Genomic DNA, 20,134 nt, shown 5'->3' with positions numbered 1-20,134 from the left:
GAGTTATAGCATTTTATGTATCAGTATGTAACCGCTGAAGGTAGTCCTCACAGCTGCATATCGCCACCTCCGGCTGTTTTCCCAATGCCAACTGCCCGAACCCCTGCGCCAGGCGCAGTACATCCTCTTGATCCAGCACGGTTATGAACGCAAAACTGTTGCTGCCGAGTTCGTGGTGAACGCCATTTTCGTCTGTCACCGACGTGACAAAACCCTCGCGCGTCAATTGCCCGGTCAGCTTCGCCAGGTCGGTTAATCCCTCTTCCTGATAGCGAAAAGTCACCACAAAGCAGCTTGTTGCAGATTGACTCATAAATCACCTCTTGGTATATGGATAGCTTGAGATTAGCCCAAAAAATTACTGCAGGTGTCCTTACAAGTTGTATATGCTACGCAACTCATTGAAAGGAGTGAGGGATTCTGTGAAAACAAAAATAGGTTGCCTTACGGCAATTTTACTTTTGTCGGGGTGCGCCAAAGACCCGCAAACGGCAAGCAATATTTCAGGCAGTGGCACAACGCGCGGCGGTTGGTTAAAACCCCCTCCGCAGGCACCGGTAAACCGCACGGGCACCCCGGTTGCTTATAACGATTACATTCGTCAGGCGGCCAGCAACTATGGCGTTGACGAAACGCTGATTAAAGCGATTATTCAGGTGGAGTCCGGGTTTAACCCGAACGTGGTCAGCACCTCGAACGCAGTGGGATTGATGCAGCTTAAGGCTTCTACCGCCGGCCGCGACGCCTATCGCATGAAGGGACGAAGTGGGCAACCCAGCTCGCGTGAGCTGAAGGATCCGGCGGTCAATATTGATCTGGGAACGGCCTATATCAATATTCTTCAAAGCCAGCAGCTAGCCGGAATCAACAATCCACAGACTTTGCGTTACGCCACCATCGTTTCGTACGTGAACGGGGCGGGCGCCATGTTGCGCACCTTCTCCTCGGACAAGCGCGTGGCGGTCAATCGCATCAATCAGATGAGCCCGGATGAGTTTTATCAGCACATCCAGAAAAAGCACCCGGCACCGCAGGCGCCGCGCTATTTGTGGAAGGTGACCACCGCCTATCAGGCGATGTCGCAGTAATCCTCTCTTTTGTCGAATCGGCCGCTGAACGCGGCCGATTTTGTTTTCGGTACCGTTCCAGCGCGCGACCCACCTCTCATTTTTCGTTATTTCCTCACCGCTTATCGGAAAAACCGCACAAAAAGTTAAATTTACGTTAGCAGATAAATCTTTACGTTCATTCAATAAGTTACCGGTAACATTTTTGCTTTTGTACGCATTCTGACCTTCAATAAATAGACAAATAAGTAACAAATTATTTTAAAAACCCGTATCGATCGCAAGGTTGCGGTTAAATAGTTGTGACTATCTTTGGATGGAATGTGACATGTCGAATCATAAAACCAACAATTCGCGGCGCGATTTCTTGTTGAAATCGATGACCTTAATTCCTGCGGCGGTAATTGGTGGCAGCGGCGTTGGCACGCTGACGGCACCGACACCGGCGGTCGCAGCCTCGAACACCTCAACGCAGAACGATTACCAACCGACCTTTTTCACCCCGGAAGAGTGGGCCTTCATCAAGGCAGCCGTCGCGCGCCTGATCCCGGCCGACGATCGCGGCCCCGGCGCGCTGGAAGCCGGCGTGCCGGAGTTTATCGATCGCCAGATGAATACCCCGTACGCCACCGGCTCCATCTGGTACATGCAGGGGCCGTTCAACCCCGATGTGCCGAAGGAGATGGGCTATCAGCTGCCGCTGGTGCCCAAGCAAATCTACAACCTCGGCATCGCAGACGCCGACGCCTACAGCAAGAAAACCGCCGGCAAGCCCTTCGCCGAACTGGATGGCGCGCAGCAGGACGCTCTGCTGCAAAAGTTCGAGTCCGGCGAGGCGGAGTTCCAGCAACTGCCGTCGAAACTGTTCTTCTCCTATCTGCTGCAAAACACCCGCGAAGGTTTCTTCAGCGATCCTATCCATGGCGGCAACAAAGACATGGTGGGTTGGAAGCTGATTAATTTTCCGGGCGCGCGCGCCGATTTTATGGACTGGGTTGAGCGAGGGGAGCGTTATCCCTTCCCGCCGGTCTCGATTCGTGGGGAGAGGGGCTAACCATGGCAACGGTAATGAAAAAAGTAGACGCGGTGATCGTCGGCTTCGGCTGGGTGGGCGCGATCATGGCCAAAGAGCTGACCGAGGCCGGCCTCAACGTGGTGGCGCTGGAGCGCGGCCCTATGCGCGACACCTATCCGGACGGTTCTTACCCGCAGGTGATCGACGAGCTGACCTATAACATCCGCCGTAAGCTGTTCCAGGATCTGTCGAAAAGCACCGTCACCATTCGCCATAACAGCAGTCAGACCGCGGTGCCTTACCGCCAGCTGGCGGCGTTCCTGCCGGGCACCGGCGTCGGCGGCGCCGGCCTGCACTGGTCGGGCGTGCATTTCCGCGTCGATCCGATCGAACTGCGCATGCGCAGCCATTATGAAGAGCGTTACGGCAAAAACTTCATTCCGAAGGACATGACCATCCAGGACTTCGGCGTGACTTACGACGAGCTGGAGCCGTTCTTCGACAAGGCGGAGAAAGTGTTCGGCACCTCCGGCACCGCCTGGACCATCAAAGGGCAGAAAGTGGCGCAGAAGGGCGGTAACCGCTTTGCGCCGGATCGCTCCGACGACTTCCCGCTGCCGGCGCAGAAAAATACCTACTCCGCTCAGCTGTTCGAGAAAGCGGCGCTGGAGGTGGGTTACCACCCTTACAACCTGCCGTCCGCCAACACCTCGGATTCTTACACCAACCCGTACGGCGCGCAGATGGGCCCGTGCAACTTCTGCGGTTTCTGCAGCGGCTACGCCTGCTACATGTATTCCAAGGCCTCGCCGAACGTCAACATCTTGCCGGCGCTGCGCATGGAGAAACGCTTCGAGCTGCGCACCAACGCCAACGTGCTGAAGGTCAACCTGACCGACGACAAATCCCGCGCCACCGGCGTGAACTACGTCGATGCGCAGGGCCGCGAGATTGAACAGCCGGCCGATCTGGTGATCCTGGGCGCGTTCCAGTTCCACAACGTGCACCTGATGCTGCTGTCCGGCATCGGCAAGCCTTACGATCCGGTGACCGGCGAAGGGGTGGTCGGGCGCAACTTCGCCTACCAGAACATGACCACCATCAAGGCGTTCTTCGATAAAGACGTGTTCACCAACCCGTTCATCGGCGCCGGCGGCAACGGCGTGGGCGTGGATGACTTCAACGCCGACAACTTCGATCACGCCAAAGAAGGCTTCGTCGGCGGTTCGCCATTCTGGGTCAACCAGGCGGGCACCAAGCCGATCTCCGGCCTGCCGACCCCGCCGGGCACCCCGGCCTGGGGCAGCAAGTGGAAAGCGGCGGTGGCGGATGCCTATACCCATCACGTCTCGATGGACGCCCACGGCGCGCACCAGTCGTACCGCAACAACTATCTGGATCTCGATCCCAACTACAAGAACGTCTTTGGCCAGCCGCTGCTGCGCATGACGTTCGACTGGCAGGAAAACGACATCAAGATGGCGCAGTTCATGTACGACAAGATGGCGCCGATCGCCAAGGCGATGAACCCGAAACTGATCGCCGGCAGCCCGAAAAACGCCAACAGCCACTTCGATACCACCAGCTACCAGACTACCCACATGAACGGCGGTGCGGTGATGGGGGAAGATCCGAAGACCAGCGCGGTCAACCGCTATCTGCAGAGCTGGGACGTGCACAACGTGTTCTCGATCGGCGCATCGGCCTTCCCGCAAGGGCTGGGCTACAACCCGACCGGCACCGTGGCGGCGCTGGCTTACTGGTCTGCCCGCGCCATTCGCGAGCAGTATCTGAAAAACCCAGGCCCATTGGTGCAGGCATAAGGACGGCGAACGATGAAAGCATTTGTACCGGCACTGGTTCTCAGTGCAGTGAGTTTTTCCGTTTGGGCGCAGGATGCCACCGTCAGCAGCGAGCTGATCAAGCGCGGCGAGTACCTGGCGCGCGCCGGTGACTGCGTGGCCTGCCATACCGATGGCAAGAACGGCAAAACCTTCGCCGGCGGCCTGGCGATGGAGACGCCGATCGGCACCATCTACTCGACCAACATCACGCCGGACAAGAAAACCGGCATCGGCGATTACAGCTTCGAGGATTTCGACAACGCGGTGCGTAAGGGCGTAGCCAAAAACGGCAGCACCCTGTACCCGGCGATGCCGTACCCGTCGTTCGCGCTGGTGAAAGAGGACGACATGCGCGCCATGTATGCCTATTTCATGCACGGCGTGCAGCCGGTGGAACAGGCCAACAAGGACTCCGACATCCCGTGGCCGCTGTCGATGCGCTGGCCGCTGAGCATCTGGCGCGGCATGTTTGCGCCGTCGCCGGCGGACTTCGTTGCCGACGCCAAGGCCGATCCGGTGATTGAACGCGGACGCTACCTGGTGGAAGGCCTGGGCCACTGCGGCGCTTGCCATACCCCGCGCAGCATCACCATGCAGGAAAAAGCGTTGAGCAACAGCGAAAGCGACGACTACCTGTCCGGCAGCAACGCGCCGATCGACGGTTGGGTGGCTTCCAGCCTGCGCGGCGACCGCAAGGATGGCCTGGGCAGCTGGAGCGAAGCCGAGCTGACCGAGTTCCTGAAAACCGGCCGTAACGACAAGGCGATCGTGTTCGGCGGCATGAGCGACGTTGTGGAGCACAGCCTGCAATACCTGAGCGACGACGATCTGACCGCCATCGCGCGCTACCTGAAATCGCTGCCGCCGAAAGACGGCAAGCAGCAGGCGGCGCCGGTCGAAGACAGCGTGGCCAAGGATCTGTGGCGCGGCGACGACAGCAAGCCCGGCGCGGCGCTGTATGTCGATAACTGCGCGGCCTGCCACCGCACCGACGGCGTGGGCTACAAGCGCGCCTTCCCGTCGCTGAAGGGCAATCCGGTGGTGCAGACCGAGGACGCGACTTCGCTGATCCACATCGTGCTGACCGGCAACACTACGCCGGCGGTGCAGGGGGCGGTATCCAACATCACCATGCCGCCGTTTGGCTGGCGTCTGAACGATCAGCAGGTGGCGGACGTGGTGAACTTCATCCGCTCCAGCTGGGGCAACAGCGCCAAACCGGTGAGCGCTTCCGACGTGGCCGACGTGCGCAAAGACCGCTCGATGATCCGCGACGAGAAGGAGATGGGCAGCGCCGAGGTGCCGGACCATCCGGACGCGAAGAAGTAAACCGTTTAAGGGCTCCGCAAGGGGCCCTTAGTTTTTCTGCTGCCGCCTGCTTTTTCAGCAGATTGTGTTCGCAAATCGTCCGTTCAGCCGATAAAACATAGACCCGCAGCGGATTTTTCATTATCCTTTGCCGTCCTTTCATCAGGCGTAAGTATGAAATATCGCTTTAATTCACTGATTATTATTAAAAAACTCGCGGAGAAGGATATCCCGTTAGGCGCAATCGTTGTCGCCGCAGATTAAGGTAGACTGTCTCATGAGTACGATTTCTCCCGATTCAGGCATGCTGACGGCCGCTCAGACTGCCAAATGGAACAAAACCGACACCGTCTGGATGTTCGGTCTCTATGCGACTGCGGTGGGCGCCGGTACGTTGTTCTTGCCGATCAACGCCGGCCTGAACGGCCCGCTGGTGCTGCTGTTGATGGCGCTGTTCGCTTTCCCGCTGACCTATTTGCCGCACCGCGCGCTCAGCCGCTTCGTGCTTTCCGGCTCCAGCCGCGACGGCAACATTCACGATGTGGTGGTGGAACACTTCGGCGTGCTGGCCGGCAAAATCATCATGGTGCTGTATCTGATGGCGTTCTTCCCGATCGTGCTGGTGTACAGCATTTCGATCACCAACGCGCTGGACAGCTTCCTGATCCATCAGTTTCACGTGGCGCCGCTGCCGCGCCTCTGGCTGAGCCTGGCCGTGGTGGTGGTGCTCAATCTGGTGCTGCTGCGCGGCAAAGACAGCATCGTGGCGGCGATGGGCATGCTGGTGTTCCCACTGCTGGTGTTCCTGATGGGCATTTCGCTCTATCTGATGCCGAGCTGGAATACCGCCAACTTCGTGCACGGCCTGGCCGCCACCCGCTTCGACACGCCGGGGTTGTGGCATTCGCTGTGGCTGGCCGTGCCGGTGATGGTGTTTTCCTTCAGCCATGCGCCGATCATCTCTTCCTTCGCCTCGACCCAGAAGAGCCTGTACGGCGAGAAGGCGGAACGCCGCTGCGCGCGCATCATGCGCTATAGCTATGTGCTGATCTGCGTTACCGTGCTGTTCTTCGTGTTCAGCTGCGTGCTGAGCCTGTCTCATGAAGACATGCTGCAGGCGAAAGAGCAGAACATCACGGTGCTGACTACGCTGGCCAACAAGTTCTCCAACCCGCTGATCGCCTACCTTGGCCCGGTGATGGCGATGCTGGCGATGGCCAAATCCTATCTCGGCACTTCGCTGGGGGTGACGGAAGGGGCGACCAGCCTGATCGACGGCGTCACGCGCGCGGTCGGCAAGCCGCTCAGCTCGCGCATGACGCACCGCATCTCGGCGGCGTCGCTGTTCCTGCTCACCTGGGCGGCGACGGTGTGGAACCCCAGCGCGCTGCATATCATCGAAACCATCAGCGGCCCGCTGATTGCGGCGATCCTGTTCATCTTGCCGATGTACGCCGTGCGTGCGGTGCCGGCCATGCGCCAATATCGCGCGGCGAGCAACGTCTTCGTGCTGGTGATGGGGCTGATTGCGCTGTCGGCGCTGATCTACGGCCTGATGTGATCCCCTGGGCGCGCCGGCTCCGGCGCGCCTCTTATCCTTCCTTTACACATCCCTTTGCAATTAATCGCCGGCATGCCGGGCGTTATCTTTGATAATGCAAGCCATTCTCATTAGTATTTCCTGAATGTATTCATGACTAAGGAGTCTTTCGTGCACCGTCGAATCACTTTGCCGGCGCTGGTTTGCGCCGCCTTGCTCGCTTCTCCGGCGATGGCCACCACTTATCCGCTGACGCTGACCGACACGTCCGGCCAGACGATCACCCTCCAGCAAGAGCCGAAACGCATCGTGGTGCAGGACGGGCGCGACATTCTCACGCTGGCGCTGCTCGATCGCGCCAATCCGTTCGGCCGGCTGGTGGCCTGGAATAACCTGCTGAAGAAAAGCGATGCGGCGACCTGGGATATCTTGCAGAGCAAATGGCCGGGGGCGAAAAACATCATCGATATGGGATTCAGCGATAAGGGTGAAGTGAACCTGGAGAGCGTGATCGCCAAGCGGCCCGATCTGATGATCGCCCAGCTGCGCTCCAAGCCTTCGCTGAGCCAAACCGGCGTGCTGGATAAGCTGAAGGCGCTGAACGTGCCGGTGCTGTTCATCGATACCATGCTCAAGCCGGTGGAAAACACGCCGAAAAGCGTGACGCTGCTGGGGGAAACCCTCAACCGCGAAAGCGAAGCCAAGCAATATACCGATTATTATCAGCAGCATTATCAGGCCATTCTGGCCAAAACGCAGGCGGTGGAACCCAAACCGCGGGTGTTTTTCGAGGCCAAAGCTGGCCTGAATGGGCTGGAGTCCTGCTGCTTCACCCATGCGCACGTCGGCTGGGGGGCGTTGGTCGAGGCGGTCGGCGCGCGCAACATCGGTTCTGCGCTGCTGCCGGGCGCGACCGGCGACGTGGCGCTGGAAAAAGTGATCAGCATGAAACCGGATGCTTACATCGTTTCCGGCTCGCAGTGGGCCAGCAAGACCAACGCCGCGGTGCCGTTCGGCTATGGCGTGACGCAGCAGCAGGTGGATGAGGCCTTCAACCGCATGAAGCAGCGCCCGGGGTTCTCGCCGGTGTCAGCGGTGAAGGAAGGGCGGTTCTACGGCATCTACCATAACTTCTACAACCACCCGTACAACATCGTGGGGCTGGAGTATCTGGCGAAGTTTATCTATCCGGCGCAGTTCCCGGATTTGGATCCGGCCAAGACCTACAGCGAGATCCTCAGTCGCTTTACCGAAGTGCCGGAAGGCAAGGGCATTTTGGGCGCGCAGGCGCCGGCGGGGAAATAACGGCAACGGGCGCGACGATCGCGCCCGTTTTGTGTGATCAGGCGGCCGGCGTATAGGTGGAGATGATCTCCAGCACGCCGTTGATAATGAACTGTACCCCCATGCACACCAGCAGGAAGCCCATCAGGCGCGAGATCGCCTCGATGCCGCTTTTCCCCACCAGGCGCATGATGGCGCCGGAGCTGAGCAGGCAGCCCCACAGGATCACCGCGACCGTCAGGAAGATGGCGACCGGCGCCACGGCCAGCACCCAGGGTTCAAAACCCAGCGTGTTCGCTTTGACGCTCGACGCCGAGCTGATGATCATCGCGATGGTGCCCGGCCCGGCGGTGCTCGGCATGGCCAACGGCACGAAGGCGATGTTGGCCGATGTCTTGTGGCGCAGCTCGTGCGACTTGCTCTCCACCTCCGGCGCCTCATCGGCGCTTTGTTGCGGGAACAGCATGCGGAAACCGATGAAGGCGACGATCAGACCGCCGGCGATGCGCAGGCCGGGGATCGAAATACCGAAAGTGTTCATCACCACCTGTCCGGCGTAAAACGCCACCGTCATGATGCAGAACACATAAACCGAGGCCATCAGCGACTGCTGATTGCGCTCTTCGCGCGTCATATTGCCGGACAAGCCGAGCAGCAACGCCACCGTGGTCAGCGGGTTGGCCAGCGGCAACAGCAGCACCAAACCCAGTCCGATGGCCTGGAATAACTGCAAAATACCCGTCATAAAGTAGACTCCCTGTGCAACGTTCAGGCCGCCAGGCGGCGGCCTACGAGCTAAACAGCCTAGCCTGCCGCGTGCCTGGCGGCAATGGGGATAGCTCGTAACGTTAATTAACCGTCGGCCGGCGTTTCATCATTGCCGTTGCACTCGCCGGCGAGTTCAGGTTCATCCTCACATCCCAACGGGGCGTCGTTGACCGCAATCGCCCGCGGCGCCGAACGCGCACCAAAATGCATCAGCCCCTATAACGTCGTTAATACCTCGCACCCCATGATGAGCGCAGGCTGAAAAACGAGCGGCGCTCAGAAAAAAAACGCACAATTTTTGTGTTTTATGGCCTTTTTCGCCGCAATTGGCCGGTAAAGGCCGACGTTCAGCATCAATTGCTACACCCCGCAGGCTCAGCTGCCTACCATAGGCGCGCTTTAAAACGATAATGAGATTGATTATGCAAGACGAGTTGAAACTTTTACTGGGGAAAATCAGCGCATTCGCGCTTTCCGCCGCCTTCATGGCGGCATTGGTCGGTCTGGTGTTTATCGATGTGCACTGGTTGCATAACTTCGTGCATGAAACCTCGCTGACCGAAGCGGCGCAGGAACTGTTGCTGCTCGCCATCGCCGGCGGTTTTTTCGCCGCGGCCTGGCGGCAGGCGGAACGCCGCTCCGCCTGGATGCTGGTCGGCGGCTTCTTTCTCTGCATGCTGATCCGCGAGATGGACTTCGCTTTCGATGCGCTGTGGCACGGCGCCTGGGTGTGGTTCGCGCTGGCGGTCACCTTGGTCTGTCTGTGCCATGCCGCCAGGCACATTGCGGCGACGGTGCGCGGCCTGGCCGATTTCGTGACGCATCCCGGCTACGGCATGATGTGCGCGGGCCTGCTGTGCATTCTGGTGTTTTCACGCCTGTTCGGCATGAGCGCGCTGTGGCAAACGCTGATGCTGGACGGTTACAACCGGGTGGTGAAAAACATGGTGGAAGAGGGCTGCGAACTGCTGGGCTACGGCCTGTGCCTGCTGGCCACCCTCAGCTACATGAAGACCGTTTTTGCGCCGAATGAGGCGGAAGTGTGAGGGCGGCGGCGCTTTATTTATCCGGAACAATTTTAGTGATACTATTCGCTTAGCCGAATGCGGCTGAGAAGGTATGCGTTCCATTCTGTATACCCAGTGAGGTTTCAATCTGGCAATTGTGGGCGAGATCTGAAACCTGGCTGACCAAACCCAAAATCCAATTTTCGTACTGCATGTGATCTGTCGTGTGGGTCACCACTGTAGATAAGGAATTATTAATGCCTGTTATTACTCTTCCTGACGGTAGTCAGCGTCATTTCGACCACCCCGTTTCCCCGATGGATGTCGCGCGCGATATCGGCCCTGGCCTGGCGAAAGCCTGTATCGCCGGTCGCGTCAATGGCGAACTGGTTGATGCCAGCGATCTGATCGAATCGGATGCGCAGCTGGCCATCATCACCATCAAAGACGAAGACGGTCTGGAAATCATGCGCCACTCCTGCGCGCACCTGCTGGGTCATGCGATCAAGCAGCTGTGGCCGGATACCAAAATGGCGATCGGTCCTGTTATCGACAACGGTTTCTATTATGACGTGGATATCGACCGCACCCTGACGCAGGAAGACCTGGATCTGCTGGAAAAGCGGATGCACGAGTTGGCCGATAAGGATTACGACGTCATCAAGAAGAAGGTCAGCTGGCAAGAAGCCCGCGACACCTTCGCTGAGCGCGGCGAAATCTATAAAGTGGCGATCCTGGATGAGAACATCAGCCATGACGATCGTCCTGGCCTGTATCACCACGAAGAATACATCGACATGTGCCGCGGCCCGCACGTGCCGAACATGCGTTTCTGCCACCATTTCAAGCTGCAGAAAACCTCCGGCGCTTACTGGCGCGGTGACAGCAAAAACAAAATGCTGCAGCGTATCTACGGTACCGCCTGGGCAGACAAGAAGCAGCTGAACGCCTACCTGCAACGCCTGGAAGAGGCGGCCAAACGCGATCACCGCAAGATCGGCAAACAGCTCGACCTGTATCACATGCAGGAAGAAGCGCCGGGCATGGTGTTCTGGCACAACGACGGTTGGACTATCTTCCGCGAGCTGGAAGCCTTCGTGCGCATGAAGCTCAAAGAGTACCAGTACCAGGAAGTGAAAGGTCCGTTCATGATGGACCGCGTGCTGTGGGAAAAAACCGGCCACTGGGAAAACTACAAAGACGCCATGTTCACCACCGCGTCGGAGAACCGTGAATACTGCATCAAGCCGATGAACTGCCCGGGGCACGTGCAGATCTTCAACCAGGGCCTGAAGTCGTACCGCGATTTGCCGCTGCGCATGGGGGAATTCGGCAGCTGCCACCGCAACGAGCCGTCGGGCTCCCTGCACGGCCTTATGCGCGTGCGCGGCTTCACGCAGGATGACGCCCACATCTTCTGTACCGAAGAGCAGGTGCGCGCCGAAGTGAACGAATGCATTCGCATGGTCTATGACGTGTACGGCACTTTCGGTTTCGACAAGATCGCCGTCAAGCTGTCGACTCGCCCGGAAAAGCGCATCGGCACCGACGACATGTGGACCCGTGCGGAAGAAGACCTGGCCGCCGCGCTGACCGAGAACGGCATTCCGTTCGAGTACCAGCCGGGCGAGGGCGCCTTCTACGGACCGAAAATTGAATTTACCCTGCATGATTGTTTGGATCGCGCATGGCAATGTGGTACCGTGCAGCTCGATTTCTTCTTGCCGGGCCGTTTGGGCGCTTCGTATGTTGGCGAAAACAACGATCGCGTCGTGCCGGTAATGATTCACCGCGCCATTTTGGGCTCCATGGAACGCTTCATCGGTATCCTTACCGAAGAATACGCCGGGTTCTACCCGACCTGGATCGCTCCGGTGCAGGTGGTGGTGATGAATATCACCGACAGCCAGTCTGATTACGTCCAGCAATTGACCAAAAAACTGCAGGATGCAGGTATTCGCGTGAAAGCGGACTTGAGAAATGAGAAGATTGGCTTTAAAATTCGCGAACATACTTTACGTCGAGTCCCTTACATGTTGGTGTGCGGCGACAAAGAGGTCGAAGCCGGCAAAGTTGCCGTTCGTACCCGCCGTGGCAAAGACTTGGGAAGCCTGGACGTAAACGAAGTCGTAGACAAGCTGCTGAAAGAGATTCGCAGCCGTAGTCTTCATCAACTGGAGGAATAAAGTATTAAAGGCGGAAAACGAGTTCAACCGGCGCGTCCTAATCGCATTAACAGAGAAATTCGCGCGCAAGAAGTTCGCCTAACCGGCGTCGATGGCGAGCAGATTGGTATTGTCAGTCTGAATGAAGCTCTTGAAAAAGCTGAGGAAGCGGGCGTTGATTTAGTAGAAATCAGCCCAAATGCCGAACCGCCAGTTTGCCGAATCATGGATTACGGCAAATTCCTCTACGAGAAGAGCAAGTCGACGAAAGAACAGAAGAAGAAGCAAAAAGTTATTCAGGTCAAGGAAATCAAATTCCGTCCTGGCACCGATGATGGCGACTATCAGGTCAAACTACGCAACCTGATTCGCTTTCTGGAAGATGGCGATAAAGCCAAAATCACCCTGCGTTTCCGTGGGCGTGAGATGGCGCACCAGCAGATCGGTATGGAAGTGCTTAACCGCGTCCGTAAAGACCTGTGTGAAGATATGGATCTGGCAGTGGTCGAATCCTTCCCTACGAAGATCGAAGGCCGCCAGATGATTATGGTGCTCGCTCCTAAGAAGAAACAGTAAGGCTTACAAGTAATGGAACCCGCGCGGCGCTTGCGCTGTGTGGGTTTTATTCGCCCAACTGATTCGTTGTTTAACAATGCGAAGTGGATTTAATTAAAATGCCAAAGATTAAAACTGTACGTGGTGCAGCCAAGCGCTTCAAAAAAACCGGCAGCGGTGGTTTTAAGCGTAAACATGCCAACCTGCGTCATATTCTGACCAAAAAAGCAACCAAGCGTAAACGTCACCTGCGTCCGAAAGGCATGGTGTCTAAAAACGATCTGGTCCTGGTTACCGCGTGCCTGCCGTACGCATAAGCCATTTTTTTTGAATTTAGAATAAGACTTTAGGAGAGAGCATATGGCTCGCGTAAAACGTGGTGTAATTGCACGCGCACGTCACAAGAAAATCATGAAGCAGGCGAAAGGTTACTACGGTGCCCGTTCGCGCGTATATCGTGTTGCCTTCCAGGCAGTAATCAAAGCAGGTCAGTATGCTTACCGTGACCGTCGTCAACGTAAGCGTCAGTTCCGTCAGCTGTGGATTGCACGTATCAACGCAGCTGCTCGTCAGAACGGTCTGTCTTACAGCAAGTTCATCAACGGCTTGAAAAAAGCCTCGATCGAAATTGACCGTAAGATCCTGGCTGACATCGCAGTCTTCGACAAAGTGGCCTTCGGCGCACTGGTTGAGAAAGCGAAAGCAGCTCTGGCGTAAGTCAGTTGAAGAGGGAGCTTGCTCCCTCTTTTAATCTTTGTTTTCAGCGACAAATATTGACTTTTATTGCCCGCCGCTATATCACTGGTGGACAATTATCGACAAGGTACCGCAATCATGCACGCAGCTATTTTTCGTTTCTTTTTTTACTTTAGCGCCTGATTTCAGGAGGCTTTGCGCGTAAGAAAAGAAACGAAAAGTAGCGCCTAAGCCTCCCTCGTGGAGGCTTTTTTGTTTTTGGCCATCGCCTTGCCTTGCACATTGTTGTGGCGAGGGCGGCAGACACTCAGTCGGCCCTGTGCCGCGCAGGTGAGTCGCTTGGCCGACAACGCATTGAAAAGTCTTTGAAGATTGCTCAAAGGCGTGTTCGAATAATAGATAACAATTACTTAGGGCCATCCCGGCCAGAGGAAGAGGAAAGCAATGCCACATCTCGCAGAGCTGGTTGCCAATGCCAAGGCAGCCGTAGAAGATGCCCAGGATGTTGCCGCGTTAGATTTGGTACGCGTCGAATATTTTGGCAAGAAAGGTCATTTCACCTTGCAGATGCAGTCTCTGCGTGACGTACCGGCGGAAGACCGTCCGGCGGCCGGCGCGGTGATCAACCAGGCCAAGCAAGAGGTGCAGGACGCCCTGAACGCGCGTAAGAACGCGCTGGAAAGCGCCGCGCTGAACGCGCGCCTGGCGGCTGAAACCATCGACGTTTCCCTGCCGGGCCGTCGCATGGAGAACGGCGGCCTGCATCCGGTGACCCGCACCATCGACCGTATCGAAACCTTCTTCGGCGAGTTGGGCTTTTCCGTTGCCACCGGCCCGGAGATTGAAGACGATTACCATAACTTCGACGCGCTGAACATTCCAGGGCATCACCCGGCGCGCGCCGACCACGATACCTTCTGGTTCGACGCCACACGCCTGCTGCGCACCCAGACTTCCGGCGTGCAGATCCGCACCATGAAGAACCAACAGCCGCCGATCCGTATCATTGCGCCGGGCCGCGTTTACCGTAACGACTACGATCAGACTCACACCCCGATGTTCCACCAGATGGAAGGGCTGATCGTCGATAAAGACATCAGCTTCACCAACCTGAAGGGCACGCTGCACGATTTCCTGAACAACTTCTTTGAAGAAGACCTGCAGGTTCGTTTCCGTCCGTCCTACTTCCCATTCACCGAGCCGTCCGCTGAAGTGGACGTGATGGGCAAGAACGGCAAGTGGCTGGAAGTGCTGGGCTGCGGCATGGTACATCCGAACGTGCTGCGCAACGTCGGCATCGATCCGGAAGTTTACTCCGGCTTCGCCTTTGGCATGGGCATGGAGCGCCTGACGATGCTGCGTTACGGCGTCACCGACCTGCGCGCATTCTTCGAAAACGATCTGCGTTTCCTCAAACAGTTTAAGTAAGGCGGGAATATCACATGAAATTCAGTGAACTCTGGTTGCGCGAGTGGGTAAACCCGGCCATCAGCAGCGAAGCATTATCCGATCAAATCACCATGGCCGGCCTGGAAGTGGACGGCGTGGATCCGGTTGCCGGCGCGTTTAACGGCGTTGTGGTGGGGGAAGTGGTCGAGTGCGGTCAGCACCCGAACGCCGACAAACTGCGCGTCACTAAAGTTAACGTGGGCGGCGATCGTTTGCTCGACATCGTCTGCGGCGCGCCGAACTGCCGTACCGGCCTGAAAGTGGCGGTCGCCACCGTGGGCGCGGTGCTGCCGGGCGATTTCAAAATCAAAGCCGCCAAGCTGCGCGGCGAGCCTTCGGAAGGCATGCTGTGCTCGTTCTCCGAGCTGGGCATTTCCGACGATCATGACGGTATCATCGAGTTGCCGCTGGATGCGCCGATCGGCACCGACATCCGTGACTACCTGAAACTGAATGACAACACCATCGAGATCAGCGTTACCCCGAACCGCGCCGACTGCCTGGGTATCATCGGCGTCGCGCGCGACGTGGGCGTACTGAACCAGGTGGCGCTGACCGAGCCGGATATGAGCCCGGTGGCTGCCACCATCGACGCCACGCTGCCGATCCGCGTTGACGCGCCGCAGGCCTGCCCGCGTTATCTGGGCCGTGTGGTGAAAGGCATCGACGTCAAGGCGCCAAGCCCGCTGTGGATGCGTGAAAAGCTGCGTCGCTGCGGCATCCGCTCCATCGATGCGGTGGTTGACGTCACCAACTATGTGCTGCTGGAGCTTGGCCAGCCGATGCACGCTTTCGATCTGAGCCGCATCGACGGCGGCATCGTGGTGCGCATGGCGGAAGAAGGCGAAACACTGAGGCTGCTGGATGGCAGTGAAGCCAAACTGAACGCCGACACCTTAGTGATCGCCGATCATCAAAAAGCGTTGGCGATGGGGGGCATCTTCGGCGGCGAGCATTCTGGCGTCAACGGGGAAACTCAGGACGTGCTGCTGGAATGCGCCTTCTTCAGCCCGCTGTCGATCACCGGCCGCGCGCGTCGTCACGGCCTGCACACCGATGCTTCTCACCGCTATGAGCGCGGTGTCGATCCGGCGCTGCAGTACAAAGCGATGGAACGCGCCACGCGCCTGCTGCTCGATATTTGCGGCGGTCAGGCCGGCCCAATTATCGACGTGACCCACGAGAACGAACTGCCGAAGCGCGCCACCATCACGCTGCGCCGCGAGAAACTGGATCGCCTGATCGGCCACGTGGTGCCAAGCGAGCAGGTCAGTGACATTCTGCGCCGCCTGGGTTGCCAGGTGACCGAGCAGGGCGACAGCTGGCAAGCGGTCGCGCCAAGCTGGCGTTTCGATATGGAGATCGAAGAGGATCTGGTGGAAGAAGTGGCGCGCGTTTACGGCTACGACAACATCCCGGATGTGCCGGTGCGCGCCGATCTGGTGATGACCCAGCATCGCGAAGCCGATCTGACGCTGAAGCGCGTGAAGACCATGCTGGTCGATCACGGTTATCAGGAAGCGATCACCTACAGCTTCGTCGATCCGAAGGTGCAGGCGCTGCTGCACCCGAATGAAGAAGCGCTGATCCTGCCAAGCCCGATTTCGGTAGAAATGTCGGCGATGCGCCTGTCGCTGTGGACCGGCCTGCTGTCTGCGGTGGTGTATAACCAGAACCGCCAGCAGACGCGTCTGCGCCTGTTCGAAAGCGGCCTGCGCTTTGTGCCTGATAGTGCGGCAGATCTGGGTATCCGTCAGGATGTCATGCTGGCGGGCGTGATCGCCGGCCATACGCACGATGAACATTGGGATCTGGCGCGCAAGCCCGTCGACTTCTATGATTTAAAAGGGGATCTGGAGTCCGTCCTCGAGCTGACCGGTAAATTATCCGAAATTCAGTTCCGGGCGGAAGCCAATCCGGCCCTGCATCCAGGGCAAAGTGCGGCGATTTATTTGCACGGCGAACGCGTAGGTTTCATCGGTGTGGTTCACCCGGAACTTGAACGTAAACTGGATCTTAACGGCCGCACCGTGGTGTTTGAACTGGAGTGGAACAAGCTTGCGAGCCGCGCCGTGCCTCAGGCGCGGGAGATTTCGCGCTTCCCGGCAAACCGCCGTGATATCGCCATTGTGGTGGCTGAAAACGTCCCCGCAGAAGATATTTTGGCCGAGTGTAAGAAAGTTGGCGCAAATCAGGTAGTTGGCGTAAACTTGTTTGACGTGTACCGTGGCAAGGGCGTGGCAGAAGGTGACAAGAGCCTGGCTATCAGTCTGGTATTGCAGGATACCGCTCGTACACTGGAAGAAGAGGAGATAGCCGCTACCGTTGCAAAATGCGTAGAGGCTCTAAAACAGCGATTCCAAGCATCCTTGAGGGATTGAACCTATGGCGCTTACTAAAGCTGAAATGTCAGAACACCTGTTTGAGAAGCTTGGGCTTAGCAAACGGGACGCCAAAGACCTGGTGGAACTGTTCTTTGAAGAGGTCCGTCGGGCTCTTGAGAATGGCGAACAGGTAAAACTGTCGGGTTTTGGCAACTTTGATCTGCGTGACAAGAACCAACGTCCGGGGCGTAACCCGAAGACCGGCGAAGACATTCCGATTACGGCGCGCCGTGTGGTGACCTTCCGTCCGGGGCAGAAGCTGAAAAGCCGGGTAGAAAACGCCAGCCCGAAAGGGTGAGTGACGTGACATCAAAAAAGGCCGCTTGCGCGGCCTTTTTCTTTTCTGAGACAAAATTCAGCCCATTCCTAATGGGCAATGCATGAATTAAGATTATTCATTAAATCACCTCGGCGAAAATTTATTTAATCTCAATTACGGAGTATTCTTATATCTTATTTTATGTGGTGAGCAGCCATATTTGTTGTTTCAATAACGGCCGTAATAATGGCCAGGGCCATCGCCGCGGTGGCCACCGCCCCCGTGCGGGCCCCAGCAGCAGGCGCTCAGGGTTGAGGCCAGGGCTACAACGGTCAGCAGCATACCGATACGTTTAATCATCTTATAATCCTCCGGTGGAAATCCATTTAACTATAATTGCCGCGCCGCTTGAGAGACGTCAGTTATTCGTTAAATCTTGTCAGTGGTTATGATAATTAAAGGTGGCTGCAAACAGTGTAGGGATTGTGTAAGGCCGTCGAAAACAATCTGAAAATAGGCATCGGTGAGATAGTCGTTAAATAAGCACGCTGATATAACCACTGCAGCAAGAAAATAGAGTGAGAAGGTGAAATGAAAAAGATCCTGTTGCTGGTGTGTTTCCCGCTGTTGCTGCCGCTGGCGGCGAAGGCCGATGTCTCCGTCGATATCAACGTGCCGGGCGTTTCTCTGCATCTGGGGGATCAGGACCGTCGCGGCTACTACTGGGATGGCTACGACTGGCGTCCACCGCAGTGGTGGCATGCGCACCAGGGTCGCGGCCTGGGTGAGCGCAATGCGCGCGGTATGTACTGGGACGGCGGACGCTGGCAACCTTCGCCGCCGCGTGGCTATGAGCATCGTGGGCCGGAACGCAGCGGCAATCCATTCCACGGCGATCGCGATAGTGGCGACCACGACCGCCGTCATGACGATCGCGGTGACCATGACCGCCGCGATGGCGGCCGCGGCCAACCTTATCCACCGGGCAACTCCGGCTCGCATCGTTAATCCCTGAGTTTATCGGCGGCTGGTTTTGCCATCATTGTTGCGATGACGGGCAAGGCCAGCTGCTGCTTTCCTGAGCCACTATCCACGCAAGACTTCCCCTTGCGGCGTTAACCCCCTAATATTCGACTCAAACGTCAATTATCCGGCCACGACAGCGGCCGGCAGGGAACCGCCGCGCATGCCAACCAGCCGTACCTTCACCTTACTGTTGCAACATCAACGCTACCGCGATAAACGCCAGCTCAGTCTGTTGGCGCTGGGCGTGGCGGTGGCGTTGCTGGTCAGCCTTTGCGCCGGCGACCAATGGATATGGCCGTCAGAGTGGTTCAGCGATCGAGCGCAACTGTTTGTTTGGCAACTGCGTTTGCCGCGCGCGCTGGCGGTGATGCTGGTCGGCGCCGCCCTGGCGGTGGCGGGCGCGGTGATGCAGGCGCTGTTTGAAAATCCTCTGGCGGAGCCCGGTCTGCTGGGCGTCGCTAACGGCGCCGGCGTAGCGCTGGTGCTGACGGTGTTGTTGGGGCACGGTTTGTTGCCGGTGGCGCTGATGAGCGCCGCCGCGATAGCCGGTGCGCTGGCGATGACCTTCTTGCTGCTGGGCTTCGCTCGCCGGCGACGTCTGACCAATGCACGGCTGTTGCTGGTCGGCGTGGCGCTGGGCATCGTGTGCAGCGCGCTGATGACCTGGGCGGTCTATTTCAGCACCAGCCTCGATCTGCGGCAGCTGATGTACTGGATGATGGGCGGTTTCGGCGGCGTTGACTGGCGCCAAAAGTGGCTGGTGCTGGCGCTGCTGCCGGTGTTGCTGTGGCTGTGTGGCCAGGGCCGAGCGCTCAACCTGATGGCGCTGGGCGAGGTGCAGGCGCGCCAGCTCGGGCTGTCGCTGCATGTGTGGCGTAACCTGCTGGTGCTGGCGATCGGCTGGCTGGTTGGCGTCAGCGTGGCGCTAGCCGGGGTGATCGGCTTCGTTGGGCTGGTGATCCCGCATATTTTGCGGCTCACCGGCCTGACAGACCAGCGCTATCTGCTGCCGGCCTGCGCGCTGGCGGGGGCCGGGGTGTTGCTGGTGGCCGATGTGATCGCCCGCGTTGCGCTGCTGGCGGCCGAGCTGCCGATCGGCGTGGTGACAGCCACGCTGGGGGCGCCGCTATTTATCTGGTTACTGACCCGGACAAAAGGCGTAAGGTAGTTTTCTTCATTCACCTGCCATTAAAAAACCAAAGGATGACAACCGATGAACAAGCCAATCGACAACCTGCCGTTACAAACCATCGAAAATCAGACGACCACGCTGGGTGCCTATCAGGGCAAGGTGCTGCTGGTGGTCAACGTGGCCTCGGAGTGCGGCCTGACCAAGCAGTACGAAGGGCTGGAGACGCTGTACGAAACCTATCGCGATCGGGGGCTGGAAGTCCTGGGGTTCCCGTCCAATGAATTCCTGGGCCAGGAGCCGGGCAGCAACGAAGAGATCCTGGCGTTTTGCCGCGGCACCTTCGGCGTGCAATTCCCAATGTTTGCCAAGATTGAGGTGAACGGCGAACACCGTCATCCGCTGTACCAAGCGTTGATTGCCGCACAGCCGGAGGCCGTCGCGCCGGAAGGCAGCGAGTTCCTGGCGCGGATGACCAGCAAAGGGCGTGCGCCGAAGCATCCCGGCGATATTCTGTGGAACTTCGAGAAATTCCTTATCGCGCGCGACGGCACGGTGATCCAGCGCTTCTCGCCGGACACCACACCTGAGGATCCGGCGCTGGTGGCGGCGGTGAAACAAGCGCTGGCAGGATAATA

The 20,134-nt window shown here is 58.0% G+C and carries 21 protein-coding genes and 1 other annotated feature; of the genes, 18 read left to right on the top strand and 3 right to left on the bottom strand.

Annotation, left to right across the window (positions count from 1 at the left end):
* Positions 1 to 13 precede the first annotated feature (13 nt).
* Entirely contained in the window at positions 14 to 313 is a 300-nt protein-coding gene (ghoS, locus tag JL05_RS17895; protein ID WP_015377688.1) for a type V toxin-antitoxin system endoribonuclease antitoxin GhoS, read from the bottom strand.
* A 109-nt stretch (positions 314 to 422) separates the two neighbouring features.
* On the opposite strand from ghoS, the gene JL05_RS17890 reads away from it, so the two are divergent.
* The 6 genes from JL05_RS17890 to JL05_RS17865 all read left to right on the top strand — a co-directional run bounded on the left by JL05_RS17890 (position 423) and on the right by JL05_RS17865 (position 8,079).
* Positions 423 to 1,088: a transglycosylase SLT domain-containing protein gene (locus JL05_RS17890; protein ID WP_004931439.1), complete on the top strand. Its 666-nt coding sequence runs from the start codon at positions 423 to 425 to the stop codon at positions 1,086 to 1,088.
* A gap of 307 nt (positions 1,089 to 1,395) precedes the next feature.
* A complete protein-coding gene (locus JL05_RS17885; protein ID WP_004931438.1) occupies positions 1,396 to 2,121 on the top strand; it encodes a gluconate 2-dehydrogenase subunit 3 family protein in 726 nt (241 codons plus the stop codon).
* Positions 2,122 to 2,123: 2 nt separating this feature from the next.
* Positions 2,124 to 3,905, top strand: a complete 1,782-nt coding sequence (locus JL05_RS17880) for a GMC family oxidoreductase (protein ID WP_004931432.1) — start codon at positions 2,124 to 2,126, stop codon at positions 3,903 to 3,905.
* Positions 3,906 to 3,917: 12 nt separating this feature from the next.
* Positions 3,918 to 5,255 (top strand): c-type cytochrome, encoded by a 1,338-nt coding sequence (locus JL05_RS17875; RefSeq protein WP_004931431.1) that lies wholly within the window; start codon positions 3,918 to 3,920, stop codon positions 5,253 to 5,255.
* A 256-nt stretch (positions 5,256 to 5,511) separates the two neighbouring features.
* Positions 5,512 to 6,795 (top strand): SLC5/6 family protein, encoded by a 1,284-nt coding sequence (locus JL05_RS17870; RefSeq protein WP_033633214.1) that lies wholly within the window; start codon positions 5,512 to 5,514, stop codon positions 6,793 to 6,795.
* Positions 6,796 to 6,945: 150 nt separating this feature from the next.
* Positions 6,946 to 8,079, top strand: a complete 1,134-nt coding sequence (locus tag JL05_RS17865) for an ABC transporter substrate-binding protein (protein ID WP_033633213.1) — start codon at positions 6,946 to 6,948, stop codon at positions 8,077 to 8,079.
* 37 nt (positions 8,080 to 8,116) lie between these two features.
* Here JL05_RS17865 and JL05_RS17860 read toward each other — a convergent pair whose 3' ends face one another.
* On the bottom strand, positions 8,117 to 8,803 hold the full coding sequence (locus JL05_RS17860) for a MarC family NAAT transporter (protein ID WP_004931428.1): 687 nt from the start codon (positions 8,801 to 8,803) through the stop codon (positions 8,117 to 8,119).
* A gap of 445 nt (positions 8,804 to 9,248) precedes the next feature.
* Here JL05_RS17860 and JL05_RS17855 point away from each other — a divergent pair, with 445 nt between their 5' ends.
* From JL05_RS17855 to ihfA, 9 genes are all read left to right on the top strand, one after another.
* Positions 9,249 to 9,872 carry a hypothetical protein gene (locus tag JL05_RS17855; protein ID WP_033633212.1) on the top strand — a complete coding sequence of 208 codons (624 nt, stop codon included), beginning with the start codon at positions 9,249 to 9,251 and terminating at the stop codon, positions 9,870 to 9,872.
* A gap of 218 nt (positions 9,873 to 10,090) precedes the next feature.
* Entirely contained in the window at positions 10,091 to 12,019 is a 1,929-nt protein-coding gene (gene thrS / locus JL05_RS17850; protein WP_015377696.1) for a threonine--tRNA ligase, read from the top strand.
* Positions 12,020 to 12,022: 3 nt separating this feature from the next.
* Positions 12,023 to 12,574, top strand: a complete 552-nt coding sequence (gene infC / locus JL05_RS24955) for a translation initiation factor IF-3 (protein ID WP_048233542.1) — start codon at positions 12,023 to 12,025, stop codon at positions 12,572 to 12,574.
* A 98-nt stretch (positions 12,575 to 12,672) separates the two neighbouring features.
* Positions 12,673 to 12,870: a 50S ribosomal protein L35 gene (gene rpmI, locus JL05_RS17840; protein ID WP_004931418.1), complete on the top strand. Its 198-nt coding sequence runs from the start codon at positions 12,673 to 12,675 to the stop codon at positions 12,868 to 12,870.
* A 43-nt stretch (positions 12,871 to 12,913) separates the two neighbouring features.
* Complete coding sequence (rplT, locus tag JL05_RS17835; RefSeq protein WP_004931417.1) at positions 12,914 to 13,270, top strand: 50S ribosomal protein L20; 357 nt, start codon at positions 12,914 to 12,916, stop codon at positions 13,268 to 13,270.
* Between the two features lie 113 nt (positions 13,271 to 13,383).
* Positions 13,384 to 13,506 (top strand) — a sequence feature (Phe leader region).
* Complete coding sequence (gene pheM, locus JL05_RS25655) at positions 13,388 to 13,432, top strand: pheST operon leader peptide PheM (protein WP_121626058.1); 45 nt, start codon at positions 13,388 to 13,390, stop codon at positions 13,430 to 13,432. (Overlaps the previous feature by 45 nt.)
* A gap of 187 nt (positions 13,507 to 13,693) precedes the next feature.
* Positions 13,694 to 14,677: a phenylalanine--tRNA ligase subunit alpha gene (pheS, locus tag JL05_RS17830; protein WP_004931416.1), complete on the top strand. Its 984-nt coding sequence runs from the start codon at positions 13,694 to 13,696 to the stop codon at positions 14,675 to 14,677.
* Between the two features lie 14 nt (positions 14,678 to 14,691).
* Entirely contained in the window at positions 14,692 to 17,079 is a 2,388-nt protein-coding gene (pheT, locus tag JL05_RS17825; protein ID WP_033633211.1) for a phenylalanine--tRNA ligase subunit beta, read from the top strand.
* Positions 17,080 to 17,083: 4 nt separating this feature from the next.
* Complete coding sequence (gene ihfA / locus JL05_RS17820; protein ID WP_004931414.1) at positions 17,084 to 17,380, top strand: integration host factor subunit alpha; 297 nt, start codon at positions 17,084 to 17,086, stop codon at positions 17,378 to 17,380.
* A 189-nt stretch (positions 17,381 to 17,569) separates the two neighbouring features.
* On the opposite strand, the gene JL05_RS25845 is transcribed toward ihfA, so the two are convergent.
* Complete coding sequence (locus JL05_RS25845) at positions 17,570 to 17,701, bottom strand: hypothetical protein (RefSeq protein ID WP_015377698.1); 132 nt, start codon at positions 17,699 to 17,701, stop codon at positions 17,570 to 17,572.
* 231 nt (positions 17,702 to 17,932) lie between these two features.
* Between JL05_RS25845 and JL05_RS17810 the strand changes: the two genes are divergently transcribed.
* The 3 genes from JL05_RS17810 to JL05_RS17800 all read left to right on the top strand — a co-directional run bounded on the left by JL05_RS17810 (position 17,933) and on the right by JL05_RS17800 (position 20,132).
* Positions 17,933 to 18,349 (top strand): DUF2502 domain-containing protein, encoded by a 417-nt coding sequence (locus JL05_RS17810; protein ID WP_033633210.1) that lies wholly within the window; start codon positions 17,933 to 17,935, stop codon positions 18,347 to 18,349.
* Between the two features lie 178 nt (positions 18,350 to 18,527).
* Positions 18,528 to 19,535, top strand: a complete 1,008-nt coding sequence (gene btuC / locus JL05_RS17805) for a vitamin B12 ABC transporter permease BtuC (protein WP_033633209.1) — start codon at positions 18,528 to 18,530, stop codon at positions 19,533 to 19,535.
* Between the two features lie 45 nt (positions 19,536 to 19,580).
* Positions 19,581 to 20,132, top strand: coding sequence for a glutathione peroxidase (locus JL05_RS17800; protein WP_033633208.1), 552 nt, complete (start codon positions 19,581 to 19,583; stop codon positions 20,130 to 20,132).
* Positions 20,133 to 20,134 lie beyond the last annotated feature (2 nt).

It is taken from the genome of Serratia nematodiphila DZ0503SBS1 (assembly GCF_000738675.1).
Lineage (GTDB): Bacteria > Pseudomonadota > Gammaproteobacteria > Enterobacterales > Enterobacteriaceae > Serratia > Serratia nematodiphila.
This window is presented reverse-complemented; position numbering and strand designations above follow the sequence as displayed.

Coding starts and splice junctions, on each gene's coding strand:
- JL05_RS25845 (WP_015377698.1), bottom strand. CDS start 17,701: ATGATTAAACGTATCGGTATGCTGCTGACCGTTGTAGCCCTGGCCTCA.
- ihfA (WP_004931414.1), top strand. CDS start 17,084: ATGGCGCTTACTAAAGCTGAAATGTCAGAACACCTGTTTGAGAAGCTT.
- JL05_RS17860 (WP_004931428.1), bottom strand. CDS start 8,803: ATGACGGGTATTTTGCAGTTATTCCAGGCCATCGGACTGGGTTTGGTG.
- JL05_RS17885 (WP_004931438.1), top strand. CDS start 1,396: ATGTCGAATCATAAAACCAACAATTCGCGGCGCGATTTCTTGTTGAAA.
- JL05_RS17880 (WP_004931432.1), top strand. CDS start 2,124: ATGGCAACGGTAATGAAAAAAGTAGACGCGGTGATCGTCGGCTTCGGC.
- JL05_RS17855 (WP_033633212.1), top strand. CDS start 9,249: ATGCAAGACGAGTTGAAACTTTTACTGGGGAAAATCAGCGCATTCGCG.
- JL05_RS17870 (WP_033633214.1), top strand. CDS start 5,512: ATGAGTACGATTTCTCCCGATTCAGGCATGCTGACGGCCGCTCAGACT.
- pheT (WP_033633211.1), top strand. CDS start 14,692: ATGAAATTCAGTGAACTCTGGTTGCGCGAGTGGGTAAACCCGGCCATC.
- thrS (WP_015377696.1), top strand. CDS start 10,091: ATGCCTGTTATTACTCTTCCTGACGGTAGTCAGCGTCATTTCGACCAC.
- JL05_RS17875 (WP_004931431.1), top strand. CDS start 3,918: ATGAAAGCATTTGTACCGGCACTGGTTCTCAGTGCAGTGAGTTTTTCC.
- rpmI (WP_004931418.1), top strand. CDS start 12,673: ATGCCAAAGATTAAAACTGTACGTGGTGCAGCCAAGCGCTTCAAAAAA.
- pheS (WP_004931416.1), top strand. CDS start 13,694: ATGCCACATCTCGCAGAGCTGGTTGCCAATGCCAAGGCAGCCGTAGAA.
- rplT (WP_004931417.1), top strand. CDS start 12,914: ATGGCTCGCGTAAAACGTGGTGTAATTGCACGCGCACGTCACAAGAAA.
- JL05_RS17810 (WP_033633210.1), top strand. CDS start 17,933: ATGAAAAAGATCCTGTTGCTGGTGTGTTTCCCGCTGTTGCTGCCGCTG.
- btuC (WP_033633209.1), top strand. CDS start 18,528: ATGCCAACCAGCCGTACCTTCACCTTACTGTTGCAACATCAACGCTAC.
- JL05_RS17800 (WP_033633208.1), top strand. CDS start 19,581: ATGAACAAGCCAATCGACAACCTGCCGTTACAAACCATCGAAAATCAG.
- ghoS (WP_015377688.1), bottom strand. CDS start 313: ATGAGTCAATCTGCAACAAGCTGCTTTGTGGTGACTTTTCGCTATCAG.